This is a genomic window from Pseudomonas sp., from assembly GCF_048269965.1.
Lineage (GTDB): Bacteria > Pseudomonadota > Gammaproteobacteria > Pseudomonadales > Pseudomonadaceae > Aquipseudomonas.
On record NZ_JBLWTV010000040.1, the window covers coordinates 1 to 12,450 of the forward strand.

At 66.2% G+C, this 12,450-nt stretch carries 6 protein-coding genes and 1 pseudogene; 5 read left to right on the top strand and 2 right to left on the bottom strand.

The window, feature by feature from the left end:
- Positions 1-196: 196 nt before the first annotated feature.
- Complete coding sequence (locus tag ACN0X6_RS24450) at positions 197-652, bottom strand: DUF2214 family protein (protein ID WP_417707927.1); 456 nt, start codon at positions 650-652, stop codon at positions 197-199.
- Between the two features lie 91 nt (positions 653-743).
- Positions 744-2,132: an MATE family efflux transporter gene (locus tag ACN0X6_RS24455; RefSeq protein ID WP_417707929.1), complete on the bottom strand. Its 1,389-nt coding sequence runs from the start codon at positions 2,130-2,132 to the stop codon at positions 744-746.
- 163 nt (positions 2,133-2,295) lie between these two features.
- On the opposite strand from ACN0X6_RS24455, the gene ACN0X6_RS24460 reads away from it, so the two are divergent.
- The 5 genes and pseudogenes from ACN0X6_RS24460 to ACN0X6_RS24480 all read left to right on the top strand — a co-directional run bounded on the left by ACN0X6_RS24460 (position 2,296) and on the right by ACN0X6_RS24480 (position 12,345).
- Positions 2,296-7,206, top strand: coding sequence for an alpha-2-macroglobulin family protein (locus ACN0X6_RS24460; RefSeq protein ID WP_417707931.1), 4,911 nt, complete (start codon positions 2,296-2,298; stop codon positions 7,204-7,206).
- 89 nt (positions 7,207-7,295) lie between these two features.
- The gene (locus tag ACN0X6_RS24465; protein WP_192980105.1) at positions 7,296-7,826 is read left to right on the top strand and encodes an REP-associated tyrosine transposase; all 531 of its coding nucleotides are present in this window, start codon (positions 7,296-7,298) and stop codon (positions 7,824-7,826) included.
- A gap of 72 nt (positions 7,827-7,898) precedes the next feature.
- Entirely contained in the window at positions 7,899-10,223 is a 2,325-nt protein-coding gene (gene pbpC / locus ACN0X6_RS24470) for a peptidoglycan glycosyltransferase PbpC (protein ID WP_417707933.1), read from the top strand.
- Between the two features lie 235 nt (positions 10,224-10,458).
- Positions 10,459-11,481: pseudogene (locus ACN0X6_RS24475) on the top strand (cache domain-containing protein); the annotation flags it as partial.
- A gap of 135 nt (positions 11,482-11,616) precedes the next feature.
- Positions 11,617-12,345 (top strand): methyl-accepting chemotaxis protein, encoded by a 729-nt coding sequence (locus ACN0X6_RS24480; protein ID WP_417707934.1) that lies wholly within the window; start codon positions 11,617-11,619, stop codon positions 12,343-12,345.
- Positions 12,346-12,450 lie beyond the last annotated feature (105 nt).

The following is a 12,450-nucleotide window of genomic DNA, read 5'->3' on the forward strand; positions in this document are numbered from 1 at the left end:
CAGCCGTGAACTGCATCATTGCCCGCAAGCTCCTGCGAATTGCCTTCGCCGTCTGGCGTTCCGGAATACCCTTTGACCGCAATAGGATCGGACAACAGGCTTGCGGCCGAACATAGGATCTACGGTGCTTCCTGAGGCCCTTGGTGCGCACGGCCGCCCTGCTGTAGGGGGGCGCCGTGCGCATCGCGCCGAGGATTCAGCCGATCATCCCGTAGCCACGCGCCATCAGCGCCGCCAGCAGCGGGATCGCCAGCAACAGCAGCAGCTCGATACGGATGCTCCAGGTCACCAGGGCGACCTGCCGGGCGCTCGGCTCGGGCACCTGGCCGGCTTTCAAGGGTTTGCGCCACGTGATGAACACCACCGTGGGCAGGATCGACAGCAGGCCGACCAGGACGAACAGCCCCAGCTTGGCGTGGAACAGGCCGTTGCCCATGTAGTAGGCGGCGCCCTTGCCGAACCACAGCACCCGCGCCACGCCGGTGGCCAGCACCAGACCGGCGCAGATGCCGTAGGCCATGTCGGTGATCATCAGGCTGCGCGCACGGGAGCGATCCAGCGGCGCCTTGAACAGCACGTGTTCGATGCTCAGCAGGGCGAACAGGGCGAAGATCGACAGGTAGTGCAGGTAAGCGACGAATGCGGCAGCCATGCTTGCTTCCTTTCAATGGGCGCTTGGGGCGGGTTCACTAAGGTTGCGGCCGCCGTGCTGCAGGCGATCGAGTGCCTGCTGGCGTTCGGTTTCATTGGCGGGCAGCGGGACGTTGAGCATGGGCGATCTCTCCTGGTGCTGGGGAAGGGAACCACAGGTCGCGACGGCTCAGTTGCCAAGCATAGCCAGCCAGTACCAGGCTGCGCAGCCCCATGAAGGCCAGGAATGCCAACCACAGCCCGTGATTGCCCAGGCTTTGCAGCCACCAGGCCAGCGGCAACGCCAAGGCCAGGGCGATGAGCATGGCGTCGCGCATCTCGCGGGCGCGGGTGGCGCCGATGAACAGACCGTCGAGCAGGTAACTCCACACTGCCAGCAGTGGCAGCATGGCCAGATACGGCAGGAAGTTCAGGGCCAGTTCGCGCACCTCGGTGATACTGGTGAGCAGGCCGACGAACCAGTGCCCGCCGAACAGGAAGAACAGGGCGAAGCCGGCGCTGGCCAGCAGCGACCAGGCACCGGCTACCAGTAGCGAACGGCGCAGCGCAGCGCGATCACGTGCGCCCAGGGCGTGGCCGCACAGGGCTTCGACGGCATGGGCCAGGCCGTCCAGGGCGTAAGCGGTCAACGTCAGGCCGTTGAGCAGCAGCGCATTGGCTGCCACCGTGGCATCGCCAAGGCGCGTGCCTTTCACGGTGATCAGGAAGAACACCAGTTGCAGCGCCAGGGTGCGGATGAAGATGTCACGGTTGACCGCCAGCAATGGGCGCCAGTTGCTCCAGCGTTTCAGCGCGCTGCTGTCGAGGCGGCCGGGGTAGTGTGCGAGCGCACTGCGGGCCAGCCACAGGCCGAGCAGGGCGCCGCTCCATTCGGCGATCACCGAGGCCCAGGCCGCACCGGCCACGCCCCGTTCGAGCCCGAGCACGAACAGCAGGTCGAGCGCCACGTTGATCAGGTTGGCCGTCAGCAGGATCGCGAGCGGGCCACGGGCGCTCTGCGTGCCCAGCAGCCAGCCGATCAGGGCGTAGGTCGCCAGGCTGGCGGGCAGGCCGAGCAGGCGGATCTGGAAATACTGGCGCGCCAGTTGATCCAGCTCGGCCGAGGGCTGCATCAGGCTCAGCGCGGCGTTACTGAAGGGCAAAGCCAGCAGGCCCAGAAGCAAGGCCATGAACACGCCCAGCCCGAGCCCTTGCACCAATACCTGGCGCAGTGCGCCGCCGTCCTCGCGCCCTGCCGCCTGAGCGGCGAAGCCGGTGCTGCCCATGCGCAGAAAACCCATGGCCCAGGTCAGCAGGGTGTAGAGGCTGCCGCCCACCGCCACGGCAGCCAACTGGTGGGCATGCGGCAGGTGGCCGACCACGGCAGTGTCGACCAGCGCCACCATGGGCACCGACAGGTTGGAGAGAATCATCGGTGCAGCCAGGGCCCAGACCTTGCGCTGGGTCGGGGCGTGGCGCCAGGCATCGAGCAGGGCGGACATGGGCGGCTCCGTCAAAGCGCCGATTATAGGCACAGCGCTGGCGTGGTCGCACGTCGCCTCAGGAGTGTGAGTGGCTTGGCGAATTCTTCTGCAAGGCTCGTCGTTGGCAGGGCGCCTCGGCTATAGTTGTCGGCTTCTGCGCCCCCTGATTCCGGAGCCCGCAATGCCGAACAAAGGACTGCTTCTGGCCCTCGCACTCACACTGCCCCTGACCCTGCTCAGTGCCTGCGATTCTTCTGAACCCCCTGCCACGGTGACCCCCGCCGCGCCTGCCGCACAACAGCCGCAGGTGCCTGCGCCTGCGGTCGACCGCGACGCGCTGGCCAAGCGCTATGCCGGCCGCGAGCTGGAGGTGGTGGACGTTTCCGAGGTGCAACTCGACGGCGCCAGCGCGCTGTCGGTGACCTTCTCCATCCCGCTGGACCCCGACCAGTCCTTCGCCGAGCGCCTGCACCTGGTTGATAGCAAGACCGGCAAGGTCGACGGCGCCTGGGAGCTGACCGACAACATCAGCGAGTTGCGCCTGCGCCATCTGGAGCCGCAGCGCAAACTGGTGCTGACCATCGATGCCGGCCTGAAGTCGATCAATGGTGGCAAGCTCGCTGCCGAACATGTCAGTCGCTTCGAAACCCGCGACCTGCAGGCCAGCGTCGGTTTCGCCAGCCGTGGTTCGCTGCTGCCGACACGCCTGGCCGAAGGCCTGCCGGTGATCGCGCTGAACGTCGACAAGGTCAACGTCGAGTTCTTCCGCATCAAGCCCGAGGCGTTGCCGCGCTTCCTGTCCCGCTGGGGGCGTTCCAGCAATCTGGATACCTGGGAGGCGCGCGAACTGCTGCCGATGGCCGATCTGGTCTACGGCGGTCGCTTCGACCTCAATCCGGCGCGCAACACCCGCGAAACCCTGCTGCTGCCCATCGCCGGCCTGGAACCGTTCAAGCAGCCGGGCGTGTATCTGGCGGTGATGCGTGAGGCTGGCAGCTACAGCTACTCGCAACCGGCGACGCTGTTTTCTCTGAGCGATATCGGCCTGTCCGCGCATCGCTATCGCGATCGTCTCGACGTGTTCACCCAGGCGCTGGAAGGTGGCAAGGCGCAGTCCGGCGTGCAGCTCGAGCTGCTCGATGGTGAGGGTGCCCTGCTCGCTGAAGGCAAGACCGATTCGGCAGGCCATGCGCAACTGCCGCTGCCGGAGAAGGCTCAGGTGCTGCTGGCCAAGCAGGACGAGCAGACCAGCCTGCTGCGCCTGAACACGCCGGCGCTGGACCTGGCCGAGTTCGACATCACCGGGCCCAAGGCGCATGCCCTGCAGTTCTTCGTGTTCGGTCCGCGCGATCTGTATCGCCCTGGCGAGACCGTGCTACTCAACGGTCTGCTGCGCGATGCCGACGGCAGCCCGGTCACCGCTCAGCCGGTCAGCGTCGAGGTGCGCCGCCCGGATGAGCAGATCAGCCGCAAGTTCGTCTGGAACGCCGGCGATGACGGCCTCTATCAGTATCAGTTGCCGCTTGCCGAAGAGGCGCCGACCGGGCGCTGGCAGTTGTTGCTGGACCTCGGCGACGGCAACCCGCAGCTCTACGAATTTCTCGTCGAGGACTTCCTCCCCGAGCGCCTGGCCCTGGAACTCGAGGGCCAGGAGCAGCCCTACGCGCCGGGCGACAGCGCCGAGTTCGCGGTGACCGGGCGTTACCTCTACGGTGCCCCGGCCGCGGGCAATCGTCTGAGCGGGCAGCTCTACGTGCGGCCGCTGCGTGAAGCGGTGGCCGGCCTGCCGGGCTATCAGTTCGGCGACATCACCGAGGCCGACCTGAGTCAGGACCAGGAACTCGACGAGCAGAATCTGGATGACCAGGGCCGCGCCGTGTTGCGCCCGGAAAATCGCTGGAGCGACGCCAGGTCGCCGCTGCGCCTGATCCTCCAGGCCAGCCTGCAGGAGTCCGGTGGCCGTCCGATCACCCGGCGTATCATCCAGCCGGTATGGCCGGCCGAGCGTCTGCCAGGTCTGCGCGGGCTGTTCGAGGGCGAGGAGGTCGATGCCGACAGCCTGGCCGAGTTCGACATCCTGGTGGCCGATGCCGCCGGCAACAAGCTGGCCGCCGACAACCTCAACGTGCGCCTGGTGCGCGAGCGCCGCGACTACTTCTGGAGCTTCTCCGACGGTGAAGGCTGGCGTCACAACTACAACGAGAAATTCCTCACCCTCAGCGACGAGCCGCTGAAGATCGCCGCTGGCGGCACCGCCAAGGTCAGTTTCCCCGTGGAGTGGGGCCCGTACCGGGTCGAGGTGGTGGACAACCAGACCGGCCTGGTCAGCAGCCTGCGTTTCTGGGCCGGCTACCGCTGGCAGGACAACGCCGACGGCGGCGCGGTGCGCCCGGATCAGGTCAAGCTGGCGCTGGACAAGCCAGCCTACGCCGCAGGCGATGTGGCCAAGATCACCGTCACCCCGCCGGCTGCCGGCAACGGCTACCTGCTGGTCGAGTCCAGCGAGGGGCCGCTGTGGTGGCAGGAGATCAGCGTGCCGGCAGGCGGCAAGACCTTCGAGCTGCCCATCGACCAGAAATGGGCGCGCCATGACCTCTATCTCAGTGCCCTGGTGATTCGCCCCGGCGAGCGCAAGGCGCAGGTCACGCCGAAGCGTGCCGTTGGCCTGCTGCACCTGCCGCTGGAGCGCGCCCCGCGCAAGCTGGCGCTGAGCCTGGAAGCCCCGGAAAAGATGCGTCCGAAGCAGCCGCTGACGGTCAAGGTCAGCGCACGCAACGCCGACGGCAGCATTCCCGAGAAGGTGCATGTGCTGGTCGCTGCGGTCGATGTGGGCATTCTCAACATCACCAGCTACGCCACGCCCGATCCTTTCGCCAATTTCTTCGGGCGCAAGGCCTATGGTGCCGACCAGCTGGATATCTACGGTCAGCTGATCGAGGCCCAGGGGCGCGTTGCCAGCCTGGCCTTCGGCGGTGACGCCGGCCTCGCCGCCGGTGGCAAACGCCCGGATACCAGCGTGCTGATCGTCGCGCTGCAGAGTGATGCACTGAAGCTGAACGACAAGGGCGAGGGCGAAGTCAGCCTGGACATTCCTGATTTCAACGGCGAACTGCGCCTGATGGCGCAGGCCTGGACGGACCAGCGCTTCGGCATGGCCGAGGCCAAGACGGTGGTTGCCGCGCCGCTGATCGCCGAGCTGTCGATGCCGCGCTTCCTCGCCGGTGGCGACGAAACCACCCTGGCGCTGGATCTGACCAACCTGTCCGGCAGCGAGCAGAAGCTCGACGTGCAGCTCGGTGTGGAAGGTCAGCTGCGCCTGCTCGGCAAGGGGGAATCACCGATCAGCCTGAAAGATGGCGAACGCACCACCTTGCGCATTCCGGTGCGCGCCGAGGGCGGTCTGGGGCAAGGTCGTATTCATGTCGAGGTGCAGGGCCTGGCGCTGCCGGACGAGACGCTCGGCGACTTCAGCCGTGAGTGGACGCTGGGGATTCGCCCGGCTTATCCGGCGCAGTTGCAGCACTTCCGTGCGGTTCTCGGCGAAGGCGAGCCCTGGAGCATGCCGGCTGGCACCCTCAACCAGTTCGAGCCTGCCGGGCTGGAGGCCGTGCTGGCGCTGTCGAGTCGGCCACCGCTGAATCTCGGTGAGCAGATTCGTGCGCTCAAGGCCTATCCCTACGGCTGCCTGGAGCAGACCACCAGTGGCCTGTACCCGTCGCTTTACGCCGATGCCGCCAGCCTCAAGCGTCTCGGCCTGGAAGGCGAGCCGGACGAGCAGCGACGCAAGAGCATCGAGCTGGGTATCGAGCGCCTGCTCGGCATGCAGCGTCACAGTGGTGGCTTCGGCTTGTGGAGCGCCGAGAGCGAAGAGGAATACTGGCTGACCGCCTATGTCACCGACTTCCTCCTGCGTGCCCGTGAGCAAGGCTTCGGTGTGCCGCCAGAGGCACTGAAGAAAGCCAGTGATCGCCTGCTGCGCTACCTGCAGCAGAGCAGCCTGATCGAGGCCAGCTACAGCCAGGACTTCGCCCATACCCGCTTCGCCGTGCAGGCCTATGCCGGCTATGTTCTGGCACGCAGCCAGCAGGCGCCGCTGGGTGCGTTGCGCAGTCTGTTCGACCGTCGCAGCGAAGCACGTTCCGGCCTGCCGCTGGTGCAACTGGCGGCTGCGCTGAAACTGATGGGCGATGCGCCGCGTGCCGAGCAGGCGTTGAATCAGGGGTTGATCCAGCAGCGCGATGGCGAACGCTGGATGGCCGACTACGGCAGCCCGCTGCGTGACCAGGCGCTGATCCTGGCCCTGCTGGAAGAGCACGACCTGGCTGCCGGCCAGCGTGAGCAGCGTCTGTTCAACCTGGCGGATGAACTGGCTGGCCAGCGCTGGCTGTCGACTCAGGAGCGCAACTCGCTGTTCCTCGCCGGCCGCGGCATTCTCGGCAAACCCGAGCAGGCCTGGAGCGCCAAACTGGCTAGTGGTGCTTTCCAGTTCGAGCTGAGCAACCAGCAGCCCGGTATCAAGCTGGAGCGTGGCGAACTGGCCGAACCGCTGAGCGTGAGCAATGCCGGCAGCGCCACGTTGTATCAGCAACTGACCCTGTCCGGTTACCCGAGTCAGGCGCCGCGCGCCGGTGGTGAGAACCTCAGCATCGAGCGCGAATACCTGGGCATGGATGGCCGCCCGCTGGACCTGCAGCGCCTGGACAGCGGTGAGCTGGTGCTGGTGCATCTGGCCGTGCGCGCCAGGCAGCGCGTGCCGGACGCCCTGGTCGTCGACCTGCTGCCGGCCGGCCTGGAGCTGGAGAACCAGAACCTGGCGCAAAGCGCAGCGAGCCTCGATGACGCCGGCAGCAACGTCAAGGAATGGCGCCGCTCGATGCAGAATGCGCGGATCAAGCACCAGGAATATCGCGGTGATCGCTACGTGGCAGCGGTGGATGTGGAAGGCTACGGCACCACCCATCTGCTCTACCTGGCCCGCGCGGTGACGCCTGGCAGCTACCGCGTGCCGCCACCGCAGGTGGAGTCCATGTACCGGCCGAGCTGGCAGGCGCTGGGCAGTGCGCCGGATAGTCTGGTGGTGAGGGGGCGCTAAAGGCGGCCCCGGATTGCATCTGGGCTACAGGAGTCGCGTAGCCCGGATGCAATCCGGGAGCTTTGTTGAGTGGGCACGGAGGCCCGATCATGGTCGCTTATCGAAGAGCCCGGGTGGCAGGTGGTTGTTATTTCCTGACCCTGGCACTGCAAGACAGATCTAGCGACTTGCTGGTCAGATATTCAACTCGGCTTCGTCAGTGCCTACGGAGCGTTCAAGCGCAGATGCCTTTTCGCCTTCCTGCTCTGGTCGTGCTACCCGACCATCTGCATATGCTGATGGTGTTGCCGACCGATGACGCCGACTTCTCTGCACGGGTTCGCAAGCTCAAGAGAGAATTCATTGTTGCGTTACGCCAACAGGTCGGGATCAGAGTGCAGACCAACGCCAAGGGCGAAGCCAATATCTGGCAGCGACGTTTCTGGGAGCATCTGATCCGTGACGAGCAGGACTACCGCAACCATGTGGATTACATTCATATCAATCCGCTCAAGCATGGTCTGGTCGCTCGTGTACAGGATTGGCCGTTTTCCAGTTTTCATCACTATGTACGGCAAGGTTTGCTACCCAGCGATTGGGCGGGTGGCACAGGCGTTGAGATCGAAAATGCTGGTGAGTAAGGTATTCCCCGGATTGCATCCGGGCTACGCCGACCCTGTATCCCGGATGCAATCCGGGAGCTTGTGCTGACCATGCGACTCAACCACTTGCGTCGCTGGCTCATACTCGCTTGCGTTCCCCTGACCTTGCTTTGGCTAGCCGACCGCCTCTTCCCGCTGCCCCTGCCCGAGGACGATCTGGCGCGGGTGGTGCTGGCCGAGGACGGCACGCCGCTGTGGCGTTTCGCCGATCGTGACGGTGTATGGCGTTATCCGGTGACGCCTGAAGAGGTCTCGCCCTATTACCTGGAAGCGCTGCTGACCTACGAGGACCGCTGGTTTCGCCAGCACCCCGGCATCAACCCGCTGGCGCTGGGCCGTGCGGCCTGGCAGAACCTCACGGGCGGGCGCGTGGTGTCCGGCGGCAGTACGCTGTCGATGCAGGTGGCGCGCCTGCTCGATCCGCATGGCCGTGACCTGCCCGGCAAGCTCAAGCAACTCTGGCGCACGGCGCAGCTGGAGTGGTACCTGTCCAAGGATGAAATCCTCACCCTGTATCTGAACCGCGCGCCCTTCGGTGGCACCCTCGAGGGCGTCGCGGCGGCGAGCTGGAGTTATCTGGGCAAACCACCAAGCCAGCTCACGCGTGCCGATGCCGCGCTGCTCGCGGTGCTGCCGCAAGCGCCCAGCCGCTTGCGCCCGGACCGCCATCCCGAGCGCGCCCAGGCAGCGCGTGACAAGGTGCTGCGGCGTCTGGGCGAATTTCAGGTGTGGCCACAGGCCCAGGTGGACGAAGCGCTGGAGGAGCCGGTGTTTCTCGCGCCGCGCCGTGAGCCGAGCCTGGCGCCCCTGTTGGCGCGGCGACTGAATCGTGCCGGCAGCCCGCTATTGATCCACACCACCCTCGATGCCAGTCTGCAACTGCGTCTGGAGGATCTGCTGCTGGGCTGGCGGGCACGTCTGCCGGAGCGTACCTCGGCGGCGATCCTGGTGGTCGAGCACCAGAGCATGGCCGTGCGCGCCTACCTCGGTTCGGTGGATATCGCCGACACCTCGCGCTTCGGTCATGTCGACATGGTGCGCGCCCTGCGTTCGCCCGGCTCGACGCTCAAACCCTTCCTCTACGGCATGGCCCTGGATGCCGGGCTGATCCACTCCGAGTCGCTGCTGCAGGACGTGCCCCGGCACTACGGCGACTACCGGCCAGGCAACTTCGCTACCGGCTTCATCGGCCCGGTGTCGGCCAGCGAGGCGCTGGCCACCTCGCTCAACCTGCCGGCCGTGCAGTTGCTCGAAGCCTACGGGCCGAAGCGCTTTGCCGGCGAATTGCGCAGTGCCGGTGTGCCGATTCGCCTGCCGGCGTTGGCCGAGCCGAACCTGGCGCTGATTCTGGGCGGCGGTGGCTCGCGCCTGGAGTCGCTGGTGGCGGGTTACAGCGCCTTCGCGCGCGGCGGTATGGCGGCCAGACCTCGCCTGCAGCCGGATGATGAACTGCGCGAGCGGCGCCTGCTGTCGCCCGGCTCGGCCTGGATCATCAGGCGCATTCTCAGCGGCCAGGCACGCCCGGATCGCGACCCGCGCGCCTACCTGGCGCAGCGGCCGACCCTGGCCTGGAAGACCGGCACCAGCTACGGCTTTCGCGATGCCTGGGCCATCGGCGTTGGTCCGCGTCATCTGATCGGTATCTGGATCGGTCGCCCGGATGGCACCCCGGTGCCCGGCCAGTTCGGCCTGGCTTCCGCTGCCCCGCTGCTGCTGCAGGTGCATGATCTGCTGGTCAATCGTGACAGCCAGCGCGGCATCGCTGCGCCGGCCGATCCACAGCCGGCCGAAGTTGGCGTGGCCGCCATCTGCTGGCCGCTGGGGCAGCCAATGAGCAAGGACGATCCCAACTGTCGGCGCCTGCGCTTTGCCTGGACGCTCGAAGGCACCACGCCACCGACGCTGCTGGCCGCTGATCAGCCGTTGGGCAGCGGCCTGCGCGAGCGCTATTGGTTGGATGCCGATGAGCGTCGCGTTGGTCCGGGCTGCCCGGGGGCCGAGGTGCATGAACTGGCCTTGTGGCCGGCGCCATTGGAGCCCTGGCTGCCGCGTCGTGAACAACGCACGGCACGTTTGCCTAGCGTCGATCCGAGCTGCCCGCCACCGCGCAGTAGCCAGGTGGCGCCGCTGTCCATCGTCGGCGTGCGCGATGGTGATCGTCTGCGTCGCCCGCAGGGCATGCATGAGCCGCTGCGGCTCAGCCTTTCAGCGCTGGGGGGAAGTGGCCGGCGCTGGTGGTTCCTCGATGGCCGGCCGCTGGGTGACACTGCGCTGGATGCACCTTTCAATCACGCCTTCGACAGCGGCAGGCATCAACTGAGCGTGCTCGACGAGGGGGGCCAGACCGCTCGTCTGGAATTCAGCGTAGGGCCGTAAAGCGCGCCGCTGGCGCCGACCGCTCTGGGCTGCGCCCTGATCATCACTGCACATGATCTCGCCTGGAGCGAATAAAGCTCTGTCGTGAGCCGCCGATATGAAACCTGGCGGTAACCTGTTTGCAATTTGTGTACATTTTTGTATCCAATTGCTCGGGCGAGCTCAAGAATAATAACCGGGAGAAGCCTCCATGCGCCTCTGGCAACGCAGTATTCAGTGGCAGTTGATCCTCAGCATGGGCGCCGCCCTGCTGGCCAGCATTCTGATCGTCGTCGGCATCTACTCGGCGGTGGTCGATCGCCTGACCGAGCGCTACCTGATCGAAGAAGCGCTGCCAGCGCGGGTGCTGGCGATCCGCAACGACCTGGAGCGGGTGCTGACTGCGCCCATTACCGCCAACGCCTCGATTGCCGAGAACAGCCTGGTGCAGGATTGGCTGGCTGCTGGCGAGGATGCCGCCCGGCGTGACGAATTCGCGCGCTATCTGGAGGGCGTGCGCGCTCAGCAGAACGCCATGACCACCTCCATCGTCGCCCTGGCCAGTGGCAACTACACCACCGGTGAAGGGCTAATGCGCACCCTGGACCGCAGTCAGGCGGAGAACCAGTGGTTCTATCGCCTGGTCGACAGCGACCGGGATCGGGTGTTGGAAATCGACATCGACAAGACCACACGGCTGCCCACGCTGTTCATCAATCAGCGCATCAAGCGTGGCGGCAAGACGCTCGGCGTCTCGGGGTTGGGCTACAACCTGGCGGACATGTCGAAGATGATCAGCGAGTTCCGTTTCGGCGAGCGCGGCCAGGTGTTTCTCATCGACAGCCAGGGTAGCGTCAAGGTCCACCCGCGTTCGCAGCTGAGCGGCAGTGGCAAGCTCGCCGAACTCTTCGGCGCCGACGCCAGCCGTCAGGTGCTTGCAGGCGACAGCCGGGCGGTACGCTTCGAGCGCGATGGCGAGACCTTTCTCGCCGTGGCGCAGAAGTTCGCCAGTATCGACTGGCTGCTGGTCAGCGAGGTGCCTGAGGCCGAAGTCTACGCCGAGGCTCGGCAGGCGCTGCTGATGACCAGCCTGATTGGTGTGGCCGTTGCGCTGTTCTTCCTGGGGCTGGTGGTGCTGCTGGCTCGCGGTCTGGTGCGGCCGATCCGTCAGGTGACCCAGGCACTGGTGGAAATCGGTGGTGGCGGTGGTGACCTGACGCGCCGCCTGGATCAATCGCGGGCCGATGAGCTGGGCGATCTGGCCCGTGGCTTCAACCGCTTTCTCGCCAGTCAGCGCGACCTGATCGGCGATGTGCTGGCCACCAGTGAGCGGTTGCGTACCGCAGTCGGCCAGGTGGCGCGGGTGGTGGAGAACACCGCAGGGCGCGCTGGCCAGCAGCAGGAAATGACCGACATGGTGGCCACCGCCGTACACGAGATGGGCCTGACCGTGCAGGAGATCGCGCGCAACGCCAGCAACGCTGCGCAGTCCTCGCACAGCGCACGCGACGAGGCGCAGAGCGCGCGTCAGGTGGTAGGCCAGTCCATCGCCCATATCGAGCGAATGTCCGCCGATATTGGCAGCGCGGCGGGTGCGGTGGCTGAGCTTGCCGAGCAGGTCGCTTCCATCGATCAGGTGCTGGCGGTGATTCGCGGTATCTCCGAACAGACCAACCTGCTGGCGCTCAACGCCGCCATCGAGGCGGCACGTGCCGGGGAGATGGGGCGCGGCTTCGCTGTGGTGGCTGACGAAGTGCGCACGCTGGCCAGCCGTACTCAGGCGTCGACCGACGAGATCCAGCAGATGATTCAACGCCTCAAGCAGGGCGCGGAAACGGCCGTCAGTTCCATGCACGCGGGTCAATCGGCCACCGGCACCGGCGTTGAGGCGAGTCAGCGCACCGGGCAGTCGCTCGGCGCCATCACCGAGCAGGTCGAGCGCATCAGCGACATGAACACCCAGGTGGCTGCGGCGACCGAAGAGCAGAGCTCGGTGACCGAGGAGATCAACCGCAACGTGCAGGGCATCGCCGATCTGGCGCACGCCACCACTGGTGAGGTGCGCGCCTGCCGCGAGGATTGTCAGACCCTGAGCCGCCTGGCCGATGACCTGGCCGGGCAGATGGGCAAGTTCCGCCTCTAGTCGGGATGCTGTCTTGGTAGGGTGCGCCGTGTGTTCAGCCGGGGGACATAGGTAACGGGTGTCGGGAGACATAGGTAACGCATTTAGGCTTACGGAGTTCATCGA

Coding starts and splice junctions, on each gene's coding strand:
- ACN0X6_RS24465 (WP_192980105.1), top strand. CDS start 7,296: ATGGTCGCTTATCGAAGAGCCCGGGTGGCAGGTGGTTGTTATTTCCTG.
- ACN0X6_RS24450 (WP_417707927.1), bottom strand. CDS start 652: ATGGCTGCCGCATTCGTCGCTTACCTGCACTACCTGTCGATCTTCGCC.
- pbpC (WP_417707933.1), top strand. CDS start 7,899: ATGCGACTCAACCACTTGCGTCGCTGGCTCATACTCGCTTGCGTTCCC.
- ACN0X6_RS24460 (WP_417707931.1), top strand. CDS start 2,296: ATGCCGAACAAAGGACTGCTTCTGGCCCTCGCACTCACACTGCCCCTG.
- ACN0X6_RS24455 (WP_417707929.1), bottom strand. CDS start 2,132: ATGTCCGCCCTGCTCGATGCCTGGCGCCACGCCCCGACCCAGCGCAAG.
- ACN0X6_RS24480 (WP_417707934.1), top strand. CDS start 11,617: ATGGTGGCCACCGCCGTACACGAGATGGGCCTGACCGTGCAGGAGATC.